We start from the raw sequence: 23,448 nt of genomic DNA, 5'->3' as shown, positions 1-23,448 counted from the left end.
CACCGATGGGAGCGAGCTCCTCGCCCGCGTCGCCGGTCCCGCCCACGTCCGTCCCTCCCGGCGAGCCGGTCTTCACCATGCGCGACGTGTCGGTGAACTTCGGCGGCGTGCACGCGCTGACCGGGGTCTCGCTCGAGGTGGCCGATCACCAGGTCCTCGGGGTGATCGGGCCCAACGGAGCGGGGAAGACCACCCTGTTCAACGTGGCGTGCGGGTTCGTGCGCCCCGACACCGGCCGGTTGGGCTGGCAGGGCCGGGACGTGACCGGGCTGCGTCCCCACCAGCTGGCCGGCCACGGGATCGCCCGGACCCTGCAGAGCCTCGGCCTCTTCGACCGGATGCCGGTGCTGGAGAACGTGATGGTCGGCGCCGGGCGGCACGCCCGCGGCGGGTTCTGGTCGGCCCTGGCCGGGGTGGGGCGGGGCCCGCGTGAGGACGCCGAGCTGGCCCACCACGCGATGGCGATCCTGACCGAGCTGGGCATCGCGGACTGCGCCTGGCGCTACCCCGCGAGCCTGCCCTACCCGGTGCGCAAGCGGGTCGCCCTGGCGCGTGCGCTGGTCACCCAGCCCCGCCTGCTGCTGCTCGACGAGCCGGCCAGCGGGCTCTCCCACGACGAGATGCAGGAGCTCGGCGAGCTGATCCGGGGGCTGACCGATCGGATGGCGGTGATGCTCGTGGAGCACCACATGGACCTGGTGATGAGCGTGTGCGACGACATCACCGTCCTGGACTTCGGCAAGGTCATCGCGCAGGGCGGGCCCGAGCAGGTTCGCCGCGATCCTGCGGTGCTCGCGGCGTACCTGGGCGACGAGGTGGCCCCCGACGAGGACGGCCCGGACCGCTCGGGCGACGCGACGGGCGAGGGGCGGGTCCGATGAGCGCCTTCGAGGTGCGTGGCCTGACCGCCCGCTACGGCGCGGTGACCGCGCTCGACGGGGTCTCCTTCGCGGCGCCGCAGGGCAAGATCACCGCCGTGCTCGGCGCCAACGGGGCGGGGAAGACGACGCTGCTGCGCGCCGCCTCGGGGCTGGTGCGCGCCGCGGGGGGCCAGGTGATCGTCGGCGGGGACGACGTGACCCGCAGGCCGGCCGAGCGGATGACCGACATCGGCGTCGCCCACGTGCCCGAGGGGCGCGGGGTGATCACCCAGCTGACCGTCGCCGAGAACCTGCGCCTGGGCGGCCTGCACCGGACCGAGGGCTCGGACCCGATCGAGGTGGAGCAGATCTACGAGCTGTTCCCGGTGCTGGGCGAGCGCCGCGGCGCGGTGGCCCACGTGCTCTCCGGGGGCGAGCGGCAGATGCTGGTGATCGGGCGGGCGATGATGGCCTCGCCGCGGGTGCTCCTGCTCGACGAGCCCTCGCTGGGCCTCGCGCCCCGCATCGTCGCCCAGATCTTCGCGCTGATCCGCGGCCTCGTCGAGAGCCAGGGGCTCACCGTCGTGCTGGTCGAGCAGAACGCGCGCAGCGCGCTGTCCATCGCCGATCGCGGCGTCATCCTCAACCTCGGCCGGGTCGTGGCCCACGACGATGCGGCCGTGCTGTCGGGTGACGAGCAGCTGCGCCACGCCTACCTCGGATTCTGAACGGGAGATCACGTGCAACAGCTCCTCACCACCTCGCTCACGGGCCTGACCCTGGGGGCGGTCTACGCCGCGTTCGCCCTGGCGCTGTGCCTGATCTGGCGCTCCACCCGGATCGTGAACTTCGCCCAGGCGCCGATGGCGATGGTCACCACCTACATCGCGCTGATGATCATCGACGCCGGCTACTCCTACTGGCTCGGCTTCGCCGCGGCCCTGGTCTGCGGGCTGGTCCTCGGTGCCGTCGTCGAGCGGGTGCTGGTGCGTCCGGTGGAGGGCAAGAACGAGATCAACGCGGTCATCCTCACCCTCGGCCTGTTCGTCGTGCTGCACTCGGGTGCGGCCCTGGTGTTCGGGTCGCGCTACCGGTCCTTCCCGGCGCCGTTCGGCATCCGCGGCTTCGAGGTCGGCGACACCACGCTGGCCATCACCGGGTTCGGCGTCTTCAGCATCGTCGCCGTCGCGGTGGTGCTGGTGCTGCTGGTGCTGCTCTTCCGCGGCACCGACCTCGGCCTGAAGATGCGGGCGTCCGCCTTCAACCCGGAGGTGGCGCGGATCCTCGGGGTCAAGGTGGGGCAGATGCTCACCCTCGGCTGGGCCCTGGCCGCCGTCGTCGGCTCCCTCGCGGGACTGCTGATCGCCGGCGGGAGCCTGGTGCACCCGGCGTACATGGACTCCGTCGTGGTCTTCGGCTTCGTGGCTGCCGTCCTGGGCGGGCTGGACAGCCCGGTGGGCTCGGTCCTCGGCGGCATCCTGCTCGGCCTGTCGCTGAGCTTCGTCAGCGGGTACGCCGGCTCCGAGCTGGTGCCGCTGGCCGCCCTGATGATCCTGATCGCGGTGCTGCTGGTGCGCCCCGGTGGCCTCTTCTCCCACACCGTCGAGCGGAGGGTCTGACCATGACCGCCACCATCCCCGAGTCCACCAGCAAGCCGTCCAGCGCCCCGGCGCGCGACCGCCGGCTGCCGCGGCTGCGCGCCTGGTGGCGCCGCTCGGTGCTCGGTCGACACCTCGTCATCGCCGGGCTCGGCCTGCTCCTGGTGGTGGCCGTGCTGGAGAGCGTCGACCCGTTCCGGGCCGTCCAGCTGACCTCGATGGCCTACCTGGCCATCGCCGCCGGTGGGCTGACCGTGCTGACCGGCCTGAACGGCCAGCTCTCGCTGGGCCATGGCGCGTTCATGGCCATCGGCGCCTACACCGCCGCGCTGATGCTCAATGACGGCGAGCCGCCGGTTCCGCTGGTGGGAGTGCTGGTGGCCTCCACCCTGGTGGCGCTGCTCGTGGGCGCGGTGGTCGGCCTGGCCGCGGCCCGCCTGCACGGCCCCTACCTCGCCGGCGCCACCCTGGCCCTCGCGGTCGCCGTGCCCAGCACCGCGCTGTACTTCGACGACCTCGGTGGCGAGCAGGGGGTCACCGTGCTGGTGCCCCCGATCCCCGACTGGGTCCTGGACGCGTCCTTCTTCGTGCTCGGCACCGAGATCGACCGGACCCGCTACATCGCCTACATGGCCTGGATCAGCCTGCTCGTCTGCTTCGTCCTGCTGGCCAACCTGAGCCGCAGCCGGGTCGGGCGCAGCTGGCGGGCGGTGCGCGACGACGACGTGGCCGCCGAGCTGGCCGGCATCCACCTGGGCCGGACCCGGGTCCTCGCCTTCCTGGTCAGCGCCGGGTGCGCGGGCCTAGCCGGCGCGGTGATGGCGATGGCCGTGCGCATCGCCGCGCCCAGCGGCTTCACGCTGACGCTGTCCCTGACCCTGCTCAGCGCGGTGGTGCTGGGCGGGCTCGGCAGCCTGACCGGGGCACTGATCGGCGCCGCGCTGATCACCTTCCTGCAGCCTCTGGTCACCGACCTCGGGCTGAGCGCGGGGCTGAGCGACGTCCGGGCCGCCGAGCTCGCCCCGTTGGTCTACGGCCTCACCACGATGGCCGTGATCCTCCTCGTCCCAGCCGGCATCGCCGGCACCGCCCGGATGGCCTGGCTGACCCGTCAGCAACGCCGTCCCTGAAGCCCCGACGCGCAGCTCCCATCACCCGAAGGAAGGCACCATCCATGAAGAGTCCGCACATCTCGAGGAACCGTGGCGCAGTGGCGCGCCGGAGTGTCCAGCTCGCCGCCGCGGTCACCGCCACCTCCCTGATCGCGGCCTGCGGCGCCGGCGGGCGTGAGGAGGGCGACGAGGGCAACGACGCCGGCTCGTCGGTCGGCGTCACCGCCGACACGATCAAGATCGGCGGGCACTACCCGCTGACCGGCGTGGCTGCCCCGGGCTACAGCGAGATCCCGACCGGTCACAAGGCCTACTACGACTTCGTCAACGCCAACGGCGGGATCAACGGCCGCCAGATCGAGTACCTGGTCAAGGACGACGCCTACAACCCCACCAACACCTCCACGGTCACCGACGAGCTGGTCCTGCAGGAGGAGATCTTCGGCATGGTGGCCGGCCTGGGCACGCCGACCCACAGCGCGGTGATCGACTTCCTCAACGGCGAGGAGGTGCCCGACCTGTTCGTCTCCAGCGGGTCGCTGGCCTGGGGTGACGACCCGGAGAAGTACCCGTGGAGCTTCGGCTGGCAGCCGGACTACGAGATCGAGGGCAAGATCATGGGGCAGTACGTCGCCGAGAACATGCCCGACGCCAAGGTGGGCTTGTTCCTCCAGGACGACGACTTCGGCGAGGACGGCGAGAAGGGCGCGCGCCAGTTCCTCGACGACCAGATCGTCGAGACCGTCTCCTACACGCCGGGCAACACCGACGTGGCTCCGCAGATCGCCAAGCTCAAGGCGGCCGGGGTCGACCTGGTGCTCGGCTTCAACGTGCCCTCCTACACCGCGCTGAGCCAGCTGGTGTCGATGAAGATCGGCTTCACGCCGACCTGGTTCTACAGCAACGTCGGCGCGGACCCGGCCCTGGTCGGCTCGCTGCTCGCGCGGTTCTCCGAGGGAGCGGTCAAGGACAGCGCCAGCCTGCTCGACGGCGTGATGACCACCGAGTACATCCCCGGCGTCGACGCCCCGGACGACCCGTGGATGCAGCTGTGGCAGAAGGTCTGGGACGAGCACGGCGAGGGTGAACTCACCAACTACGTGGTCTACGGCATGTCGCAGGCCTACACCTTCGTCCAGGCGCTCCAGGCGGCCGGGGACGACCTCACCCGCGAGCGCGTGGTGGAGGTCCTGGAGGAGGAGGGCGGCGACTTCGAGGGTCCGGCCCAGGCGCCCTTCCGCTACTCCGAGGACAGCCACCTCGGCATCTCCGGCATGGCCGTCGTCGAGCTCAAGGGCGGCAAGGCCGAGCCGCAGACGCCGGTGCTGGTCACCGACATCGGCGACGCCGAGATCACCGAGGACGAGTCGGCTGCCGGCGACGCGCCGCCGGAGAGCGGCCTGCCCGAGTAGTGCCGGCACCCGCGACCCGGGAGATCCTGTGACCCTGCTGAGCCTGGCCTCCGTCCTCGCCGAGCCGGCGCGCCGTACCCCGCACCACACCGCCGTGGTGGAGGGCGAGCTGCGTGTCGACTACGCGACGCTGTGGGAGGAGGCCAGGCGCAGCGCGGCCGCGCTGGTCGAGCGGGGCGTGGGGCCGGGCACCCGGGTCGCGCTGATGGCGCCGAACGTCGTCGACTTCGTGCGCACCTACTACGCCATCCTCGCCGCCGGGGGAGTCGTGGTCCCGATCCCGACCCTGCTCGGGCCCCAGGAGGCGACGTACCTGGTGCGACACAGCGGGGCCGGGCTGGTGCTCCATCACGCCTCCTTCGCGCAGATCGCCGAGCAGGCCGCGCACGAGGCCGGAGCGGTTGCCCTCGCGGTCGAGGGGCTCGGTGCCGGGTGCGAGCCGCTGCCGGCGGCCGCGCCGCGGGAGGCAGAGGACCCAGCGGTGATCTTCTACACCAGCGGCACCACCGGGCGACCCAAGGGCGCGGTGCTCACCCACCTGAACCTGGTGCTGAACGCGACCGCCAACGCCTTCGACGCCAACCCGTTCCTGCGCGAGGACGTGGTGATGGGCTGCCTGCCGTTGTTCCACACCTTCGGGCAGTCGGTGTCGATGAACTCGGCCTTCCGGGTCGGGGCCACGCTGCTGCTGCAGCCGCGCTTCGACGCGGCGAGCGCGATCGAGCTGATGGTGCGTGAGCGGGCCACGCTGTTCTTCGGGGTGCCGACGATGTACGTCCAGCTCCTGCAGGCCGCCCGCGAGCTGCTCGGTGCGGGCCCCGGGGCGCAGCTGCCCACCCTGCGCGACTGCGTCTCGGGCGGCGCCTCGCTGCCGGTGGCGGTCCTGGAGGAGTTCGAGAAGGTCTTCGCCACTCGGGTCTTCGAGGGCTACGGGCTCTCGGAGACGTCCCCGACGGCCACCGTCAACCAGCCCTGGTTCGGCACCCGACCGGGCACCGTGGGCCATCCGATCTGGGGGGTGGAGGTCGAGATCGCCGAGGCCGACGTGGAGGCGCGCATCGAGCTGGTCGAGACCGGCCGGCTGGGGGAGATCGTGGTGCGCGGACACAACGTCTTCGCCGGCTACCTCGACGATCCCGAGGCCACCGCGGCCGCGATCGTGGACGGCTGGTTCCGCACCGGCGACATCGGTCGCAAGGACGACGACGGGTTCGTGGAGATCGTGGATCGCAAGAAGGACCTGATCATCCGCGGCGGGTTCAACGTCTATCCGCGCGAGGTCGAGGAGGTCCTGGCGCGCCACCCGGCGGTCGCCCAGGTGGCGGTCATCGGCCTGCCCGACCTCGAGCGCGGGGAGGAGGTCTGTGCGGTGGTCGTGGCGCTTCCCGGCGCCGCGCTGGACGCCGAGGAGCTGCGGGCCTGGTCGCGGGAGCGGCTCGCCGGCCACAAGTACCCGCGCCGGGTCGAGGTGGTCTCCGAGCTGCCGCTGGGGCCGAGCCACAAGGTGCTCAAGCGGGAGCTGCGCCGCCGGCTGAGCGACGCCGAGGGCTGAGCGACGCGGTCAGCGGCTGAGCCCTTCGCTGCGGGTCTCCACGCGATGCGAGCCGGGTGGCGGCAGCCCGCCGCGGCTGTCACGCCGTACGGCGTGGGCGGTGCCGAGAGCGGTCAGCAGGGACAGGATGATCAGGATCGCCAGGAAGGTCATGGCAGAAAGTCTGCGCTGCGTGGGTTCCTGCCACGAGTGGCAGGAATGACATTGCTCGTTGATTATCTGCCATCACCGGGGCAGACTCTGCTCATGCGCAAGGTGGCGGTCCTGGTCCAGGACGGAGCCGAGCCGTTCGGGCTGGGCACGATCTGCGAGGTGTGGGCGGAGCCCTACCACCCCGAGGACGACAACCCCGTCTTCGAGTTCGTGGTGGCGGCGCCGCGCCCCGGGCGGGTCGCCGGCGCGTCGGGCTTCGACCTGTACGTGGAGAACGGGCTCGAGGCGGCCGCCGACGCCGACCTGGTCTGCGTGGTCCCGAAGCGGGACTTCCTCGCGCCCTCCCCGGAGGTCGCCGAGGCCGTCGGCGCCGCGCACCGGCGCGGGGCGCTGGTGATGGCGCACTGCACCGGCACGTTCGTGCTGGGGGAGGCCGGGCTGCTGGACGGGCGGCGGTGCACGACGCACTGGCGCCACGTGGGCGCGCTGGTCGAGCGGCACCCGCTGGCCCGCGTCGACAAGGACGTCCTCTACGTCCAGGACGGGCGGGTCGTCACCGGAGCCGGATCGGCCGCCGGGCTCGACGCCGCCCTGCACCTGATGCGCCAGCAGTTCGGCGCCCGCACCGCCGCCACGACGGCCCGCCGGATGGTGGTGCCGCCGCACCGCGACGGAGGCCAGGCCCAGTTCATCGCCTCGGCGGTGCCCGACTGCGACGCCGAGACCCTGGGACCGCTGCTGAGCTGGATGGTGGAGCACCTCGCCGAGGACCTCAGCGTCGAGGCGCTGGCCCGCCGCTGCCACATGTCCGCGCGGACCTTCGCGCGCCGGTTCCGCGCCGAGACCGGCACCACCCCGCACAGCTGGGTGGTGGCGCGGCGCGTCCAGGCGGCCGAGGAGCTGCTCGAGGCCACCGACCATCCCGTGGACTGGGTGGCGGCCCAGGTCGGCTTCGGCAACGCCGCCGGGCTGCGCCACCACTTCACCCGGGTTCGCGGGCTGAGCCCACAGCGCTATCGCCGTTCGTTCCAGACCCCCGCCTGACCGGCTCTGCCGCCCCACCCGAGAGGGACCCATGCCCCAAACCCTGATCACCGTCCGCGGCAGCCACACCTCGCACCGGCCTCCCGAGCGGGCGACGGTCCGCCTGCGGGTCGGGCTCGAGGGGGCTGCCGCTCACCAGGTGTTCCAGGCGGTGGCCGACGCCTCGGCGGCGGTGTCCGCCGGGCTCGTCCGCCTGCACGACCCCGACGCCGGCCCCGTCACGTGGTGGTCCAGCGAACAGGTGCGGACCTGGGCGCAGCGCCCCTGGAACCAGGAGGGCAAGCAGCTGCCGATCGTCCACCATGCGCAGACCCACTTCCAGGCCAAGTTCCGCGACTTCGCCGCGCTCGGGCGCTGGGTGGGCGAGGTGGTCGAGATCGCCGGCGTGAGCGTGGCGGGCATCGACTGGGCCCTCACCGAGGCGCGCCGCGTCGAGCTGGCCGGCCGGGCCCGTACCGCGGCGGTGCGCGACGCGGTCGACAAGGCGCAGTCCTACGCCGACGCGCTGGCCCTCGGCCCGGTGACGGTCGTCGCCATCGCCGATGCCGGCATGCTCGGCGAGGGGCTGCACCCGGTCTCGAGCGCCGGCGTCGCGATGAGCTCCCGGGCAGCGGCCGGGGGAGGCCCGGCGGACCTCAGCTTCACCCCTGAGGACATCGGCGTCTCGGCGGCGGTCGACGCGCGGTTCGCGGTGGGCTGAGGGGGCGGTACGACGGAGCGGGCGCGGCGGCGTACAGCGAGCGGTGCACCAGAGGCGCAGGTGACTGCAGAGACGGTGGGGGTAGGGCCGCCTGTCAACTACTGAACTTGTCGGGCGAAGTTTCGGCCGACAAGTTCAGCGTTCCCCGGTCGACCGGGGAAACCAGCACCCGCGGCGTACGAAACCAGCACCCGGACGCACCCCACCAGCCCCCGCGGGCTACCGCTCAGCCCGGAGCCTGCGCGGCGTTCTCGGCGAGCTCGAGACGGCGCACCTTGCCGGTGGCGGTGCGGGGCAGGTCGGTGAGCAGGTGGTACTCCTTGGGGCGCTTGGCCGGGCCCAGCCGCTCACGCGCCCAGGCGTCCAGCTCGGCCACGGTGACCGAGCCGACGACGGCGGCGCAGACCCGGTGCCCCCAGACGTCGTCGGGTACGCCGTACACGGCGACGTCCTCGACGCCGGGCAGCTCGCGCAGCGCGTTCTCGACCTCCAGGGGGTAGACGTTGACCCCGCCGGTGATGACCAGGTCCTCGCGCCGGCCGTCCAGCCACAGGTAGCCGTCGTCGTCCATCCGGCCGAGATCGCCGACGGAGAAGGCGGGGCCGTGGGGGGTGGTGCGCCACGCGGCCGCGGTCTTCTCCGGGGCGCCGAGGTAGCTGAAGCGGGCGTGCTCGGGGACCACGCACCAGATCGTTCCGTCCGGGTCCACGGTGAGCAGGCGACCCGGCCGGGCCCGCCCCACGGTGCCGGGTCGCTCAAGCCACTCCTCGCTGCGGCACGCGGTGAACTGGCCCTCGGTCGAGCCGTAGAACTCCCAGGTCGAGCCGGCCGGGAACAGGTCGATCAGCCGGTGCTTGATCGCCGGCGGGCACGGCGCGCCGGCATGCGCGACGAGCCGGAAGCACGACAGGTCGGGGACGCCGACCTCCGCCCAGTGGGCGAAGAGCCGCTGCAGGTGCGCCGGGACGCAGAACATCGTGGTGGGGCGCTCGGTGCGGATCGCCTCGGTGACGGCGGCGGCGTCGAAGGGGCCGGGCACCACCAGCCGCCCGCCGGCCAGGCGGGTGCCCATCGCGAAGCGGAGCGGCGCGGAGTGGTGCAGGGGACTGAGCACCAGGTTGACGTCGTCGGCGCGGAAGCCCCACAGCTCGCGCTCCTCGGCGACCAGCGCCGCGGCGCGCTCCTGGTCGAGCAGGCCCGAGTCGACCGCCTTGGGGGAGCCGGTGGTGCCGCTGGTGACGTGCATCGGGCGCCCCAGCGGCAACCCCGGCGCCCCGGCCACCGGGCCGGCCGTCGAGCTGGGTGCCGAGCCGAGCAACGACTCGAGCAGCGGCGCGAGCTGGTCGGGGGAGTCGAGAACAACCGCCGGGTGCAGGTCGGCCAGCAGCCGTCGGCGCTCGTACGCCGTGAGTCGGGGATCGAGCGGCACCGGGAAGACCCCGGCCGCCAGCAGCGCGAGCACCAGCTCGACGTAGTCCGCCGAGCCGGGCACCAGGAAGGCCACCCGGTCCCCGGGCTCCAGGTGCGGCACCCCGTCCCCGGTCTCCAGCGTCTGCCCGCCCTCTGCGTCCTCGCTCACGGCGCCATCCTCTCAAACCGCGCCCCCTCACGACCGCGCCGGCGGGCTGGGATACTGCCCGCGTGACGATTCGAGTGGGGCTCACCGGCGGCATCGCGTCGGGCAAGAGCACGGTGTCGGCGATCCTGCGAGAGCTCGGAGCGGTGGTGATCGACGCCGACCAGCTGGCGCGCGAAGTGGTCGCCCCGGGGACCGAGGGGCTGGAGGAGATCGTGGCCGCCTTCGGCGAGCAGGTGCTGACCGCGGACGGCGAGCTGGACCGCCCCGCGATGGGCGCGCTCGTCTTCGCCGACGAGGACCGGCGTCGGGCCCTCGAGGCGATCATCCACCCGCGGGTGCGGGCGCGCAGCGCGGAGATTGAGGCCGCCGCGCCGCCCGACGCGGTGGTCGTGCACGACATCCCGCTGCTCGCCGAGAGCGCGATGGCGGGCACCTTCGACGCGGTCGTCGTGGTCGACGTGCCGCAGGAGGTGCAGCTGGACCGGATGGTCTCCCTGCGCGCGATGTCGCCCGAGGATGCCCGGGCCCGGATCGCGGCGCAGGCCACCCGCGCGCAGCGCCGGGAGATCGCCACGCACCTGGTCGACAACACCGGAACACGCGAAGACCTCCGCCACCGGGTGACGGAGGTCTTCGAGAGCGTGCGTCGGATGAGCTGAGGAGGCCCGGCCCGGCCCGGTGCCGCGGTCAGGCAGCCAGGTCGGGGTCGGCGAAGCCCCGCAGCTTCTGCAGCGCCTCGCGCTCGAGCTGGCGCACCCGCTCGGCGGAGATGCCGTGCCGCGCGCCGATGTCGGCGAGCTTGTGCTGGCGACCGTCGACCAGGCCGTAGCGCGAGCGGATGATGTCGGCAGCGCGCTCGTCGAGCAGCTCCACCAGCCGGTTCAACCGGTCGCGGGCCTCGGTGTCGAGCACCTCCAGGTCGGGGCTCGGCGTGGTCTCCTGGGCCATCAGGTCACCCAGCGAGGTGTCGCCGTCCTCGTCGACGGGAGTGTCGAGGCTGACGTGCTCGCGCCCCCACGCCATCAGGTCCAGGACACGGTCGACGTCCATGCCGAGCTCCTCGGCGATCTCGTGCGGCTCGGGGTCGCGGCCGAGCTGACGCTCGAGCGTGCGACGGGCGCCGCCCACCTGGTTGAGCTCCTCGACCACGTGGACGGGGAGCCGGACCACGCGCGCCTGCTGGGCGATGCCGCGGGTGATCGCCTGGCGCACCCACCAGGTGGCGTAGGTGGAGAACTTGTAGCCCTTGGCGTAGTCGAACTTCTCGACCGCGCGGATCAGGCCGGTGTTGCCCTCCTGGATCAGGTCGAGCATCGGCATCTGCGCGCGGCCGTACTTGCGGGCGATGGAGACGACGAGTCGCAGGTTGGCGGTGATGAAGGTCTGGACGGCACGCTGGCCCTCCTCGGCGAGCCACTCGAGCTCCGCCTGGGTGGCCGACATCGGGGCGCCGCCCTTGCGCCGACCCACCCGGCCCTCCTTGAGCAGGTGCTCGGCGAGCAGGCCGGCCTCGATCGTCTTGGACAGGTCGACCTCGGTGACCGCGTCGAGCAGCGGCGTGCGGGCGATCTCGTCCAGGTACAGACCGACGCTGTCGCGACCCTCGATCTCGCGCGCTCCGGTCGCCCGGGTTGCAGTGCTGGTAGCCATGAGCCCTCCTCATCAGGTGGGTACCCGTCCCGCGGGAAACCCACACTTTCTGCAACTCATCCGTCACCGGGTCGATTCCCGGATTGGTGCTGCGTACACCCTGTAACGACGAGTGGGTTTGCCGAGGAGTTGCCGGCCAGGCTGGTTCTCAGGGACTTCTCAGGGCCGGCGCGCTCTTCTCAGGCCCGGACCACGGTTTTCGAGCATCGGTGCGAAGCGCGGGCTCAGCTGTCCGCGAGCCCCATCCGGTCCAGGATCCAGGCCAGCGAGAAGGCCCGGTCGTGCCAGGACTTGTAGCGTCCCGAGACCCCGCCGTGGCCGGCGCTCATCTCGGTGCGCAGGCAGAAGTCGCGCCGTCCGGTCGCGGTGGCCCGCAGCCTGGCGATCCACTTGGCCGGCTCGACGTAGAGGACGCGGGTGTCGTTGAGCGAGGTCTCGGCCAGGATCGGCGGGTAGTCGACCGCGGCCACGTTGTCGTACGGCGCGTAGCCGCGCATGTAGGCGTAGACCTCCGGGTCGGCCTCGGGGTTGCCCCACTCGTCGTACTCGGTGACGGTCAGCGGGAGCGTCGCGTCGAGCATGCTGGTGAGCGCGTCGACGAAGGGCACGCTGGCGACGACGCCGCCGAAGAGCTCCGGGGCCTGGTTGACGACCGCCCCCATCAGCAGCCCGCCGGCGCTGCCGCCCTCGGCGACCAGCCGCTGCGGCGTCGTCCAGCCGGTGTCGACCAGGTGGCGGGCGCAGGCGATGAAGTCGCCGAAGGTGTTCTGCTTGTGCAGCAGCTTGCCCTCGTCGTACCAGCCGCGTCCCATCTCCCCGCCTCCGCGCACGTGCGCGATCGCGAACGCCGCGCCTCGGTCCAGCAGGGAGAGCCGGCCGATCGAGAAGTAGGGGTCGACCGAGTGCTCGTAGGCGCCGTAGCCGTAGAGCAGCACCGGGACGGGACCGTCGGCGCGGGCCCCGCGGCGGCAGACCAGCGAGATCGGCACCCGGGCGCCGTCCTCGGCCTCGGCCCACAGCCGGTGCTCCTCGTAGTCGTCGGGGTCGTAGCCGCCGAGCACGGGGGTACGACGCAGCAGCGTGAGGCTGCGCTCGCGCACGTCGTAGTCGTAGACCGAGGGCGGCACGGCCATCGTCGTGTAGCCCAGTCGCACGGTGGGCTGCGCGAAGTTGGGGTTGCCCCCCGCCCCGACGGTGTAGACCGCCTCGTCGAAGCCGATCAGGTAGTCCTCGCCCAGCCCCTGCTCGGCGGTGTCGTCGAGCTCGATGATGCGCAGCTGGGTGAGCCCCTCGCTGCGCTGGTGGACGACCAGGTGGCCGGCGAAGGCGTCGACGTCCTCGAGCCGGGTGGCCGGGTCGTGGGCGATCAGCGGGACCCAGGACTCCGCCGGGGTGGGACGGATCGGGGCGCGGCCCAGCTCGAAGTCGGGGCCGGTGGCGTTGTGCATCACCAGGAAGACGTCCTCCCCGCCGATCACCGCATGCTCCAGGGAGTACTCCAGGCCCTCGCGCCGCTCGCAGAAGACCTCGAAGCCGCGCTCGGGGTGCTCGGTGTCGAGGAAGCGGTACTCCGAGGTGGTCTTCGAGCCCGAGGCGATCATCAGGAACCGGTCGGTGCGGGTGCGGCCGACCCCGACCCAGAACCGCCCGTCGGTCTCGTGGTGCACCAGCTCGTCGTCGGCCTGGGTGGTGCCCAGGCGGTGGCGCCAGATCTTGTCGGCGCGCCAGGTCTCGTCGACGGTCGTGTAGTAGAGCTCGCTCCCGTCGCGCGACCAGGTGACGCCGCCGAGGACGCCGGTGATCTCGTCGGGCAGCAGCTCACCGGTGGCGATCTCCTTGACCCGCACCGTGTAGCGCTCATCGCCCACGGTGTCGCTCGACCAGGCGATCAGCGTGTCGTCGGGGCTGACCGCCGAGCCGCCGAGGGAGAAGAACTCGTGGCCCTCGGCCAGCTCGTTGAGGTCCAGCAGGCGCTCCTCGCCCGGCAGGGCCGGCTGGTCGGGGGCGCAGTCCTCGACCGGCTGGGGCGGGGTCCAGTCGTCCTCGGCGACGACGGGAACCCGGCACGACGCGCCGTACTCCTTGCCCTCGAAGGAGCGGCCGTAGTACCAGTAGCCACGCCGGCGGGTGGGCACCGACAGGTCGGTCTCCAGGGTGCGGGAGCGGATCTCCTCGAAGATCGTCTCCCGCAGGCCCGCCAGGTGGGCGGTACGGCGCTCGGTCCAGGCGTTCTCGGCCTCGAGGTAGGCGGTGACCTCGGGGGAGTCCTTCTCGCGCAGCCACTCGTAGTCGTCGACGCGGGTGTCGCCGTGCACCGTGGTCTCGACCGGCCGGCGCTCGGCGAGGGGAGCGGAGTCGGCTCCGCTCGCCGCGTCGCCCGGCGATCCGTGGGCCGGTGCGGCGGGCGGGTGCTGTTCGGTGCGGGAGGACTCCATGGCGCAGACGATAACGACGTGGCCCTGATCGCCCTCAGCTGCCGTCGTCGGTGCCCGGGGGTGCGAGGCCGGCCGGGTCATCGTCGGTCGACTCCGCCGTGGGTCGTTGCGCCGTCAGCTCGGGGTCGTCGGCGCGGAAGGAGCGCACCGGCCCGGGCCCGGTCTCGGCGGTCTCGAAGCGGACGGTGACCACCCCGCGTCCCGAGCCCCACACCCAGCCGGGGCCGTGCACGGCGTGCACGACGTCCATCCCCGGAGCCCAGGTCTGCTGCCGGGAGGTCTCGGGCAGCACGATCTCCTGCTCGGGCTCCTCCTCCTGGCCGACCTCCCCGAAGAGGTCCTCCTGCACCCAGTCGGCCAGCCCCGAGACCCCCACGCCGAGCAGGCGGACGCCGTCGGAGACGTCGAGGCCGGCGAGCAGCGCACGGACGGTGCGGGCCAGGACCACGGGGTTGTCGGTGGGGGAGGCCAGGGTCGAGGAGCGGCTGAGCGTGGTGAAGTCGTGCAGGCGCACCTTCAGCGACACCGTGCGCCCCGAGAGGCCGTTCTTGCGCAGCCGGGCGGCCACGTCGCCGGCCTGGCGGGTGAGCAGCCCCTCCATCAGCCGGCGATCGGTGAGGTCGGTGTCGTAGGTGCCCTCGACGCTCACCGACTTGGCCTCGCGGTCGGCCGTCACCGGGCGGTCGTCGCGGGCCCGGGCCATCGCGTACAGGCCGTGGCCGTGTGCGTTGCCGACCAGCCGGACCAGCTCGTCGAGGGGGAGCTGCTCCAGCTCGGCGACGGTGTTCACCCCGACTCGCCGCAGCCGCTCGACGGTGGCCGGGCCGACCCCGGGCAGCACCCGCACGTGCATGGGCCGCAGCAGCTCCTGCTCGGTGCCCGGAGGCACGACCACGAGCCCGTCGGGCTTGTCGAGGTCGCTGGCGATCTTGGCGAGCAGCTTGGAGGTGGCCACGCCGACGGAGGCGGTGATGCCTCCGGTCGCCTCCCGGACCCGCTCGCGGAGCTCCTCGGCGAGCTCGGTCACCGTGGCCACGGAGCAGTCGGACAGCCCGGCCTGCTCGAGGTCGACGAACGCCTCGTCCAGCGAGAGCGGCTCGACCAGGGGGGAGACCGAGCGCAGCAGCGCCATCACGGTGTCGCTGGTGGCGCGGTAGGCGTGGAAGCGGCCGCTGAGGTAGGCGGCGTGCGGGCACCGGGACCGGGCCTCCCGGGTGCTCATCGCCGAGCGCACCCCGAAGCGCCGCGCCTCGTAGGAGGCGGTGGACACCACCCCGCGCCCGCCCACGCCCCCCACCACGACGGGCTTGCCGCGCAGTGAGGGCTTGTCGCGCTGCTCGACCGAGGCGAAGAACGCGTCGAGGTCGAGGTGCAGGACAGAGGCCTCCTGACGCATCACGAGCTCCGGTCACCGGCCATGGGCGGCAAACTACCTGGCGCCGCCCCCAGCCCGGTCAGCGTGCACAGGGTCTGACTCCACGGCGCTTCTCCACAGGCGGGAAGGGGCCGGGTGAGGAGTCGAAGCCCCGGGGCAGGAGGCAGCCATGACCTCCTCGACCCGCTACACCGCGCAGACGCCCGACGACCTGCTCGCCCTGGTCCCCGTCGTCCTCGGCTTCGTCCCCCACGGCTCGGTGGTGATGCTGACCTTCGCGGCATCGGCCGACGCGCGGGAGCGACCCGCGGGCGCTGAGCCCGCCCGTCCCTTCCACGCGCGGATCGACCTGCCCGACGCGCACGACCCGGGGGAGGTCGCCGAGATGGTCGCCGCCCTGCTCGACCCGGTGCTGCGCCACCGGCTGGGTCGCGTCGTGTTCGTGCTCTACACCGACGCCGCCGGTGACGCCGTCCGGGTCGCCGACGCGCTGTGCGTCCACTTCGCCTCGGCCGGCATCGAGGTGCTGGAGGTGCTGCGCGCGGACGGCCGGCGCTGGTTCCCGATGCTGCCGGGCCGGCCGCCGGCCACCTACGCGGGCATCCCCTACGACGTCTCGGCGCACCCGTTCCTGGTGCGCTCGGTGCTCCAGGGGCAGGTGACCCACGCCTCCCGGGCGGAGCTGGCCGACACCCTCGCGCCCGCGCAGGTGCTCGACCCCGGAGCCCTGGCGCCGGCGCTGGCGACCCTCGAGCGGCTGGGGGAGCCAGGCCAGCTCGCCGCCGAGGCCGCCTGGCTGCGGGCGACGTTGCGCCGCCACCTCGAGCAGCGCTCGACGCCTGACGACGCGGAGGCCGCCCGGATCCTCGCCGGGGTCCGCGAGATCGAGCTGCGCGACGTGGCCTGGTCGCTGATGGACCAGCGCGGCGCCACGCGCCATGTCGAGCTGTGGACGGGGCTGCTGCGCCGCGCTCCCGTGGCGCTCGCGGCGCCGGCCGGCGGGTTGCTGGCCTTCGCGGCATGGCTGTCGGGACACGGCGCGCTCGCCTGGTGCGCGGTCGACCGCTGCACCGCGGTGGAGCCGGACTACCGGCTGGCCGGATACGTGGCGCAGGCGCTCATCCACGCCGTACCGCCCTCGGCCTGGGAGCCGCCGGCGGCCGTGGGGCTGGCCGCCTTCGACCCTGTGTGACGGCACACCTCCGCGGTTGGCGGCCGTCAGGGTGGGTACGACGTGCGCATGACACGCACCCTGGGCATCGAGGAGGAGCTGCTGCTGGTGGACCCGGAGACGCGGGAGGTCACCGCCCGCTCGCACCGGGTGATGAAGCACCGGCGCGAGCACCCGGAGCACCCGCTGGTCCCCGCCGCGGCGACGGCCACCGGCGACCTCGACCAGGAGCTGTTCCTGCACCAGGTCGAGACCCACACCGATCCCGTCGTCGAGCTGGACCGGGCCCTGGAGCAGGTGGTCGCCGCCCGGCGTACCGCAGGTCGCGCCGCGCGCGCCGCGCAGGCGGTCGCGGTGGCGGCCGGCACGCTGCCCTTCAGCGCCGGGCCGTCCCGGGTCACGCCCGAGGACCGCTACCGCTCGATCGTGGACACCTTCGGCGCGGTGGGACGCACAGGCGGCACCTGCGGCATGCACGTCCACGTGGCGGTGGACTCCGACGAGGAGGGCGTCGCGGTCCTGGACCGGATCCGGCCGTGGCTGCCGGTGCTGCTCGCGGTGAGCGCCAACTCGCCCTACGCCGACGGCGCGGACAGCGGCTACGCCTCGTGGCGGGCCCAGGTCTGGGGACGGTGGCCGACCGCCGGGCCCGCGGAGCCGTTCGGCAGCGCCGCGCGTTACCGGGAGGTCACCGCCCGGCTCCAGGCCTACGGCGCCGCGCTCGACCCGGGGATGCTCTACTTCGACGCCCGGCTCAGCGCGGCGCACCCGACGGTCGAGATCCGGGTCGCCGACGTGTGCACCGACCCCCTCGACACGGGGCTGGTCGCCGCCTTGGCCCGCGCCCTGGTGGAGACCGCGGCCCGGGAGTGGCACGAGCAGCGCCCGGCGCCGTCGTGGCGCAGCGACCTGCTGAGAGCCGCACACTGGCGGGCCTCGCGCGACGGGACCGCCGGCTCGCTGGTGCATCCGCTCCAGGGCGTGCTGGCACCCGCCCGGGAGGTGCTCGAGTCGCTGGCCGAGGCGGTCGCCCCGGCCCTGGCCGAGGCGGGCGACGCGTCGTTCGTGGCGACCGGGATCGAGCGGGTCCTCGCCGTGGGCGGCGCGGCGCGCCAGCGGGCGGCGTTCGAGCGCGCGGGCGACCTGGCAGCCGTGGTCGACGACCTCGTCGCACGCACCGAGTCCTCGTGGTCTGACTAAGGTTCGCTCATGGGTGAAGAGGTCGAAGCACAGGAGTTCTCCCGCACCGACCGCACGCGGTACCGGGAGAAGGTGCGGCGCTGCCTGGACGTCTTCGCGCGGATGCTGCGCGAGGAGCGCTTCGACACCGACGACCCGATGACCGGGCTGGAGGTGGAGCTCAACCTCGTCGACGAGGCCGGGGACCCGGCGATGAAGAACGCCGAGGCGCTCGCGGTGATCGCCGACCCCGACTTCCAGACCGAGCTCGGGCAGTTCAACGTCGAGATCAACGTGCCGCCGGCCCGCCTGCGCGAGGGGGGCCTGGCCACCTTCGAGTCCCACCTGCGCAGCAGCCTCAACGCGGCCGAGAGCCGGTCGTCCTCGGTGGGGGCCCACCTGGTGATGATCGGGATCCTGCCCACCCTGGCCGAGGGGCACATGGGCCCCGGCGCGTTGAGCGCGAACCCTCGCTACCGGCTGCTGAGCGACCAGATCCTGCACGCCCGCGGGGAGGACATCGAGATCTCGATCGCCGGCGCCGAGCGGCTGCGCACGACGTCGGAGACGATCATGCCGGAGGCGGCCTGCACGAGCACCCAGTTCCACGTGCAGACGTCTCCCGACCAGTTCGCGGCCTACTGGAACGCCTCGCAGGCGATCGCCTCGGTGCAGCTCGCGATCGGCGCCAACTCGCCGTACCTGCTGGGCAAGGAGCTGTGGCGCGAGACCCGGATCCCGCTCTTCGAGCAGGCCACCGAGACCCGCAGCGACGAGCTCAAGGCCCAGGGGGTCCGGCCGCGGGTCTGGTTCGGGGAGCGCTGGATCACCTCGGTCTTCGACCTCTTCGAGGAGAACGTGCGGTTCTTCCCCGCGCTGCTGCCGATCACCGCGCCCGAGGACCCGCTGGAGGTCCTGGAGCAGGGCGGCGTGCCCCACCTGGGCGAGCTGCGGCTGCACAACGGGACCGTCTACCGCTGGAACCGCCCGGTCTACGACGTGGCCAACGGGGTCCCCCACCTGCGCGTCGAGAACCGCGTGCTGGCGGCCGGGCCCACGATCGCGGACACGATGGCCAACGCGGCGTTCTACTTCGGTCTGGTCCGCGCGCTGGCCGAGGGGGAGCGGCCGCTGTGGTCGCAGATGTCGTTCAGCGCGGCGGAGGAGAACTTCCACGTCGCCGCCCGGCAGGGCATCGAGGCGCAGCTCTACTGGCCCGGGGTGGGCCAGGTGGGGGCCGCCGAGCTGACCCTGCGCCGCCTGTTGCCGCTGGCCGACCACGGGCTCCAGGCGTGGGGAGTGGAGGCCGCCGAGCGCGACCGGCTGCTGGGGATCATCGAGCAGCGCTGCCTGCTCGGCAGCAACGGAGCGGAGTGGTTCGTGCGGCGGATGCGGCAGGAGGGCCCACGCGTCGACCGGTACGACGCCCTGCGCTCGTCCCTGCGCGACTACCGCGAGCGGATGCACACCAACGACCCGGTGCACACCTGGGAGTAGCCGCCTCAGCGCTGACGGAGCCGGACCCACTCGCGCCGCACGCCGGTGCGCGCGTCGCGCCACCCCCGCCGGGTGACGATCACCAGCGGCAGCGTGAGCCCGCACTCGAGCGCCGCGCCCTCGGTGGCGCCCAGCCAGGCGGCGTCCTCGTCGTGCACCGTCAGCTCGCCGCACCGGGTGAGCCACAGCGCGGGGGCCGAGCCGTGGCGCAGCGCGCGGTCGAGCAGGGCCACCACCAGGTCCGTGCGCAGCGCCGCGTCGAGCTCGGGGGTGGGCGGGGCGACCAGGGACTCCCGGGCCCCGCCGGGCGTGCCCGCGTGCAGGGCGGGCGCGAACTGCCGCCGCCCGCGGGTGAGCACGTTCAGCTCCGCCACGGCCGCGCGCCAGCGAGCCCGCTCGCCGGCGGGCACCGGCTCGTGCAGGGCGCCGTCCGCCCGGACCGTGTCTGCCGCCAGGGGGTGGGCGAGCGGCGGCGGGTCCACCCGTGCAGCCTGCCGCAACCCGGGGTGTGGCGCTCAGAGTCCTCCACAACCCATGCCCTCCTGCACGGGGATCGGCTACGGTGCCAACGACGCCCGGTTCGCGGCGTCGTGTCTCGTACGAGGAGGGTCCATGGGGACCGTGGTGGTGGGTTACGTGCCCAAGCCGGAGGGCGAGGCCGCTCTGGAGAAGGCGATCGCCGAGGCCGAGTTGCGGGGCCTCAAGCTCGTCGTCGTCAACTCGCACCGCGGAGGGCACGAGTTCGACCGGGAGGCGCCGCAGGTCGAGACCGAGCTCGCGTCGGTGCGCGCGCGCCTGGACGACTCCGGCGTCGAGTACGACCTGCGCCAGCTGGTGCGTGGCTTCGAGCCGGCCGAGGACCTGATCAGCATCGCGGAGGCCAGCTCCGCCGAGCTCATCGTCATCGGACTGCGCCGGCGCTCGCCGGTCGGCAAGCTGATCCTCGGCAGCAACGCCCAGCGGGTGCTGCTCGACGCGCACTGCCCGGTGCTGGCGGTGAAGGCCGACGCCTGACCCGCCGGGGTCGGTGCGCGATACTCACGCCATGGCTTTCCACATCACTGGCGAGTCCAGCAGCGACGCCGTGCTGGACGAGTATCCGTTCGCGCTGCTGGCCGGGATGATGCTCGACCAGCAGTACCCGATGGAGCACGCGTTCCGCGGACCGGCGAAGGTGCTGGAGCGGTTCGGGTCGCTCGATCCGGGGCGCATCGCCGGCGCGGACCCCGAGGAGTTCGCCGCGCTGTGCGCGACCCCGCCCGCCGTACACCGCTTCCCGGGGTCGATGGCGGCCCGGCTGCAGGCGCTCGCCGCGCTGGTCGAGGAGCGCTACGACGGCGACGCCGCCCGGTTGTGGACCGAGGCCACCTCCGGCAAGGACCTGCTCAAGCGGGTGATGGAGCTTCCCGGCTTCGGCAAGCAGAAGGCGCAGATCTTCGTGGCGCTGCTGGCCAAGCAGTGCGACGTGCGCCCCGAGGGGTGGGAGCAGGCGGTCGGCGACTACGCGCTGGAGGGGTTCCGCTCGGTCGCCGACGTCGTCGATCCCGACTCGCTGCAGCGCGTCCGTGACTTCAAGAAGCAGAAGAAGGCCGCGGCCAAGGCGCAGGCGGGCTGACCTGCGGCGTTACGCATTCTTGGCCACCTCAGTCCGCACAGAGTCCGCAAGAAGGGCGAAGGCGGTCCGCCCGTCGATGGTCTTGAGTTCGTCGAGCGCGCGCGCCAGACCGATGACCGCGGCCCAGTCCGCCACGACAAGTGAGCGGATAGCCCGGGTGGATGTCGGATCGTCGAGCATTCCACTCGACTTGCCGAGGTCGTCATGACCTCCGGTCAGAACAGCGGCTGCGAGATAGTCGTTCCACTCGAGCAACCGATCCTCCGCGTCATTCTTGATGTGCTGCGCCTCAGCGATCGGGCCCGCACTCGCAACGAAGCTCATGGTGCCCACAGGAATGCGCCGTGGTCTCCATGGCCTGCAGATGCCTGATGTGGTCGGGTCGGTTGGACGGATGGTGATGTAGCGCAGGGGTAAGCGCGCACGCCAGTACGCCCATGCGTGTCCGGCTTCGTGAACTGCGGCGCGGGTCATTTGGCAGTCTGCATGTCGGTAGGGGTGACTGACAGTGCGGTCAGCGCCGCGTCCATGACGTCCCGAGTTCGGTCGTCGTCGCCGGGCCAGAGGTGCGCGTAGGTCTTCAATGTGATGACCGCGGACGCGTGCCCGAGGACTGTCTGAACCTGCTTGACCGAGGCGCCGCCCGAGATGAGCGCCGAGGCGAAGAAGTGCCGCAGTCCATGGGCGGTGAAGTCCACGCCGGCCACCTTGGCTGCGTGCGTCCACAGCGTCTTCCAGCGGCGGTAGGCGAGCGGCTCGCCGAGCTCGTCGACGAAAAGCGCGTCATCGCTCGGGTACGCCGCCAGGTGAGCGGCGAGCGCGTCGATCACTACCTGGCCAACCGGGACGGTGCGCCGAGATGACGCCGACTTCACCGGGGCAACCTGACCCGATTGCATGCGCTGGCGCTCGACGCGGATAGTTCGCCGAAGGAAGTCAACGTCCGAGACCTGTAGGCCCAGCAACTCTCCGATGCGCAGTCCGGACCCGGCCAGCGTGATGACGACGGCGCGCCATCTGTCGCCGATCGCGTCCGCCGTTGCCATCACCTGCTCGAGCGTGGGCGGCACAACCTCGCCCCCCTCGCCCTTCGGCAGGCGGATCTTGCGACACGGCGACGACGCGATGAGCCGGTCGTCCACCGCGGCCGAGAAGACTTGGGAGGTGACGTGGTAGATCACGCGCACCGAACCAGCAGACAGGCCCTTGCTCTCGAGGCTCTTCACAAAGCCCTGCACCGCAGAAGGGCGCACGGTTGCGATCGGGTGCTGCCCAAGGGCGGGGTAGAGGTGCAGGCGTAGGGCGTTGTCCACGATGCGCTTGGTGCCCTCGCTAGAGACCTGCACGGCCTCCCAGGCGGCTCCGTAGTCGCGCACGGTGACCTTGCCGGCCTTCGGGTCCACGTAGTCCCCACGGACCACGGAGGCCGTTACCTGGTCAATCCAGCGCTGAGCGTCAGTCTTGCGATCGAAGTGGCGCGCGTGCTCCTTGCCTGCAACATCGCGGTAGCGGGCTCGCCACTTGCCGTTGTCGCGCTTCTGGATGCTGGCCATCTACTCGGCCTCGAGGTGGCGCAGCATCGTTCGCGCTTCGTCCGTCATCTGTCCACCCTTGCGGCCCTGTTGGCCGCCCGTGAACAGTCGTGGACTTGCGTCACGTCGCGCCCACGAAAGCAGGTCGCGCACCGCTGATCGACTCATGTGGAACTCACTGGCCACATACTCGAGCGTCCGACCCTCGGCCTGCGCCTTCTCCACGGCGGCGAGGATGCGGAGCTTCTCAAGCAGTGATCGCTGGGGCGGTCGTCCAGGCTTGTGGGCCTTCGGGGTGAGAAGTGCCTTCGCCTCAGCGGACAGGGACTTCGTCGCCTTCGACCCCCTCGCAAGGCTCTCTCGCGCCTTCTCGAGCAGTCGGCCTTGGGAGGCGTGCTCGAAGACGTAGCGGGGGATTCCGACCGGGTCGAACGGCCCCTCGCCGAGGGCCTCGTCACGAGCCTGACTCTCCATGGCCTCCAGTGCCTGATGCAGGTTCACGACATCGTCGAACATCCGCTCCCCGCGCCGGATCTGCCTGACGCGGAACTCGACGCAGACGGGGTCACCCTGTTCGCTCTGCACGTAGGCGGCGACCACCGCCCAACCGACGCGCCCGCTGCGGCGGTCCATCACTTCGCTGCTGATCGTAACGAGGCCCTCGGTCATCTGCTTCTCATCTCTGTCCAGTGCGAGTTAGTCAACAGTGGCATACTGTCGGGCAACCTGTCAACAGAGACACCGCCGATTCGCGGTGGTCAACGTTGAGAGGGGCAGGGAGATGGGCAAGTACCTGACTACCCAGGAAGTCGCCGATGCGCTGCGAACATCGGCCGAGACCGTCCGCTACTGGCGCCACAAGAACAAGGGTCCGAAGTCGTTCAAGGTCGGCAGGCGGGTCCTCTACGCCGTCGAGGACGTGGAGGCGTTCATCGCGGCCGCTCGAGAGGGCGTGCTGGCGTGACCGATACCTGCGCAAGGAGA

24 protein-coding genes are annotated in these 23,448 nt (G+C 72.3%); 15 read left to right on the top strand and 9 right to left on the bottom strand.

The annotated features are described in order from the left end of the window. Nucleotides 1-5: 5 nt before the first annotated feature. The 6 genes from AC6EH9_RS06860 to AC6EH9_RS06835 are packed head-to-tail and all read left to right on the top strand — an operon-like array spanning nucleotide 6 to nucleotide 6,534. Nucleotides 6-881 carry an ABC transporter ATP-binding protein gene (locus AC6EH9_RS06860; protein WP_498421759.1) on the top strand — a complete coding sequence of 292 codons (876 nt, stop codon included), beginning with the start codon at nucleotides 6-8 and terminating at the stop codon, nucleotides 879-881. After that, nucleotides 878-1,588 carry an ABC transporter ATP-binding protein gene (locus AC6EH9_RS06855; RefSeq protein WP_498421758.1) on the top strand — a complete coding sequence of 237 codons (711 nt, stop codon included), beginning with the start codon at nucleotides 878-880 and terminating at the stop codon, nucleotides 1,586-1,588. The genes AC6EH9_RS06860 and AC6EH9_RS06855 overlap by 4 nt, the downstream gene beginning before the upstream one ends. Before the next feature lie 12 nt (nucleotides 1,589-1,600). Beyond that, the gene (locus AC6EH9_RS06850; protein WP_498421757.1) at nucleotides 1,601-2,479 is read left to right on the top strand and encodes a branched-chain amino acid ABC transporter permease; all 879 of its coding nucleotides are present in this window, start codon (nucleotides 1,601-1,603) and stop codon (nucleotides 2,477-2,479) included. Nucleotides 2,480-2,481: 2 nt separating this feature from the next. Then, nucleotides 2,482-3,588 carry a branched-chain amino acid ABC transporter permease gene (locus AC6EH9_RS06845; RefSeq protein WP_498421756.1) on the top strand — a complete coding sequence of 369 codons (1,107 nt, stop codon included), beginning with the start codon at nucleotides 2,482-2,484 and terminating at the stop codon, nucleotides 3,586-3,588. Nucleotides 3,589-3,632: 44 nt separating this feature from the next. After that, nucleotides 3,633-4,982: an ABC transporter substrate-binding protein gene (locus tag AC6EH9_RS06840; RefSeq protein WP_498421755.1), complete on the top strand. Its 1,350-nt coding sequence runs from the start codon at nucleotides 3,633-3,635 to the stop codon at nucleotides 4,980-4,982. A 28-nt stretch (nucleotides 4,983-5,010) separates the two neighbouring features. Then, nucleotides 5,011-6,534, top strand: a complete 1,524-nt coding sequence (locus AC6EH9_RS06835; protein ID WP_498421754.1) for a long-chain-fatty-acid--CoA ligase — start codon at nucleotides 5,011-5,013, stop codon at nucleotides 6,532-6,534. A gap of 9 nt (nucleotides 6,535-6,543) precedes the next feature. On the opposite strand, the gene AC6EH9_RS06830 is transcribed toward AC6EH9_RS06835, so the two are convergent. After that, nucleotides 6,544-6,687, bottom strand: coding sequence for a hypothetical protein (locus AC6EH9_RS06830; RefSeq protein WP_498421753.1), 144 nt, complete (start codon nucleotides 6,685-6,687; stop codon nucleotides 6,544-6,546). A gap of 93 nt (nucleotides 6,688-6,780) precedes the next feature. On the opposite strand from AC6EH9_RS06830, the gene AC6EH9_RS06825 reads away from it, so the two are divergent. Together AC6EH9_RS06825 and AC6EH9_RS06820 are read left to right on the top strand one after the other, a co-directional pair. Beyond that, a complete protein-coding gene (locus AC6EH9_RS06825) occupies nucleotides 6,781-7,731 on the top strand; it encodes a GlxA family transcriptional regulator (RefSeq protein ID WP_498421752.1) in 951 nt (316 codons plus the stop codon). Nucleotides 7,732-7,762: 31 nt separating this feature from the next. Continuing rightward, entirely contained in the window at nucleotides 7,763-8,431 is a 669-nt protein-coding gene (locus AC6EH9_RS06820) for an SIMPL domain-containing protein (RefSeq protein WP_498421751.1), read from the top strand. Between the two features lie 226 nt (nucleotides 8,432-8,657). Here the strand turns inward: AC6EH9_RS06820 and AC6EH9_RS06815 are convergent, their stop codons facing one another. Beyond that, the gene (locus AC6EH9_RS06815) at nucleotides 8,658-10,010 is read right to left on the bottom strand and encodes a class I adenylate-forming enzyme family protein (protein WP_498421750.1); all 1,353 of its coding nucleotides are present in this window, start codon (nucleotides 10,008-10,010) and stop codon (nucleotides 8,658-8,660) included. A 68-nt stretch (nucleotides 10,011-10,078) separates the two neighbouring features. Between AC6EH9_RS06815 and coaE the strand changes: the two genes are divergently transcribed. Beyond that, nucleotides 10,079-10,669, top strand: a complete 591-nt coding sequence (gene coaE, locus AC6EH9_RS06810; protein ID WP_498422256.1) for a dephospho-CoA kinase — start codon at nucleotides 10,079-10,081, stop codon at nucleotides 10,667-10,669. 28 nt (nucleotides 10,670-10,697) lie between these two features. On the opposite strand, the gene AC6EH9_RS06805 is transcribed toward coaE, so the two are convergent. From AC6EH9_RS06805 to AC6EH9_RS06795, 3 genes are all read right to left on the bottom strand, one after another. Continuing rightward, nucleotides 10,698-11,660: a sigma-70 family RNA polymerase sigma factor gene (locus AC6EH9_RS06805; RefSeq protein ID WP_498421749.1), complete on the bottom strand. Its 963-nt coding sequence runs from the start codon at nucleotides 11,658-11,660 to the stop codon at nucleotides 10,698-10,700. Between the two features lie 224 nt (nucleotides 11,661-11,884). Further along, nucleotides 11,885-14,095, bottom strand: a complete 2,211-nt coding sequence (locus AC6EH9_RS06800; protein ID WP_498421748.1) for a S9 family peptidase — start codon at nucleotides 14,093-14,095, stop codon at nucleotides 11,885-11,887. A 34-nt stretch (nucleotides 14,096-14,129) separates the two neighbouring features. Next, the gene (locus AC6EH9_RS06795; RefSeq protein ID WP_498421747.1) at nucleotides 14,130-15,491 is read right to left on the bottom strand and encodes a DNA polymerase IV; all 1,362 of its coding nucleotides are present in this window, start codon (nucleotides 15,489-15,491) and stop codon (nucleotides 14,130-14,132) included. A gap of 148 nt (nucleotides 15,492-15,639) precedes the next feature. On the opposite strand from AC6EH9_RS06795, the gene AC6EH9_RS06790 reads away from it, so the two are divergent. From AC6EH9_RS06790 to AC6EH9_RS06780, 3 genes are read left to right on the top strand one after another with little or no spacing between them, the layout of a single operon-like run. Next, nucleotides 15,640-16,662 carry a DUF4192 domain-containing protein gene (locus AC6EH9_RS06790; protein ID WP_498421746.1) on the top strand — a complete coding sequence of 341 codons (1,023 nt, stop codon included), beginning with the start codon at nucleotides 15,640-15,642 and terminating at the stop codon, nucleotides 16,660-16,662. 48 nt (nucleotides 16,663-16,710) lie between these two features. Then, nucleotides 16,711-17,841, top strand: a complete 1,131-nt coding sequence (locus AC6EH9_RS06785) for a carboxylate-amine ligase (RefSeq protein WP_498421745.1) — start codon at nucleotides 16,711-16,713, stop codon at nucleotides 17,839-17,841. A gap of 9 nt (nucleotides 17,842-17,850) precedes the next feature. Continuing rightward, nucleotides 17,851-19,317 (top strand): glutamate-cysteine ligase family protein, encoded by a 1,467-nt coding sequence (locus tag AC6EH9_RS06780; RefSeq protein ID WP_498421744.1) that lies wholly within the window; start codon nucleotides 17,851-17,853, stop codon nucleotides 19,315-19,317. Between the two features lie 5 nt (nucleotides 19,318-19,322). Here the strand turns inward: AC6EH9_RS06780 and AC6EH9_RS06775 are convergent, their stop codons facing one another. Then, entirely contained in the window at nucleotides 19,323-19,799 is a 477-nt protein-coding gene (locus AC6EH9_RS06775) for a hypothetical protein (protein WP_498421743.1), read from the bottom strand. A gap of 130 nt (nucleotides 19,800-19,929) precedes the next feature. Between AC6EH9_RS06775 and AC6EH9_RS06770 the strand changes: the two genes are divergently transcribed. Both AC6EH9_RS06770 and AC6EH9_RS06765 read left to right on the top strand, forming a co-directional pair. Next, on the top strand, nucleotides 19,930-20,331 hold the full coding sequence (locus AC6EH9_RS06770) for a universal stress protein (protein ID WP_498421742.1): 402 nt from the start codon (nucleotides 19,930-19,932) through the stop codon (nucleotides 20,329-20,331). 31 nt (nucleotides 20,332-20,362) lie between these two features. Next, nucleotides 20,363-20,932, top strand: coding sequence for an HhH-GPD-type base excision DNA repair protein (locus AC6EH9_RS06765; protein ID WP_498421741.1), 570 nt, complete (start codon nucleotides 20,363-20,365; stop codon nucleotides 20,930-20,932). A 9-nt stretch (nucleotides 20,933-20,941) separates the two neighbouring features. Here AC6EH9_RS06765 and AC6EH9_RS06760 read toward each other — a convergent pair whose 3' ends face one another. The 3 genes from AC6EH9_RS06760 to AC6EH9_RS06750 form a co-directional block, all read right to left on the bottom strand. After that, nucleotides 20,942-21,256, bottom strand: a complete 315-nt coding sequence (locus tag AC6EH9_RS06760) for a hypothetical protein (RefSeq protein ID WP_498421740.1) — start codon at nucleotides 21,254-21,256, stop codon at nucleotides 20,942-20,944. 146 nt (nucleotides 21,257-21,402) lie between these two features. Beyond that, nucleotides 21,403-22,485, bottom strand: a complete 1,083-nt coding sequence (locus AC6EH9_RS06755) for a tyrosine-type recombinase/integrase (RefSeq protein WP_498421739.1) — start codon at nucleotides 22,483-22,485, stop codon at nucleotides 21,403-21,405. Continuing rightward, nucleotides 22,486-23,133 (bottom strand): hypothetical protein, encoded by a 648-nt coding sequence (locus AC6EH9_RS06750; protein WP_498421738.1) that lies wholly within the window; start codon nucleotides 23,131-23,133, stop codon nucleotides 22,486-22,488. A gap of 112 nt (nucleotides 23,134-23,245) precedes the next feature. Between AC6EH9_RS06750 and AC6EH9_RS06745 the strand changes: the two genes are divergently transcribed. Continuing rightward, nucleotides 23,246-23,428, top strand: a complete 183-nt coding sequence (locus AC6EH9_RS06745; protein ID WP_498421737.1) for a helix-turn-helix domain-containing protein — start codon at nucleotides 23,246-23,248, stop codon at nucleotides 23,426-23,428. Nucleotides 23,429-23,448: the final 20 nt, after the last annotated feature.

This window comes from Nocardioides sp. Z21_20 (assembly GCF_059766585.1).
Note: the sequence above shows the minus strand (reverse complement) of the source record. Positions and strands in the feature narration are given on the sequence as shown.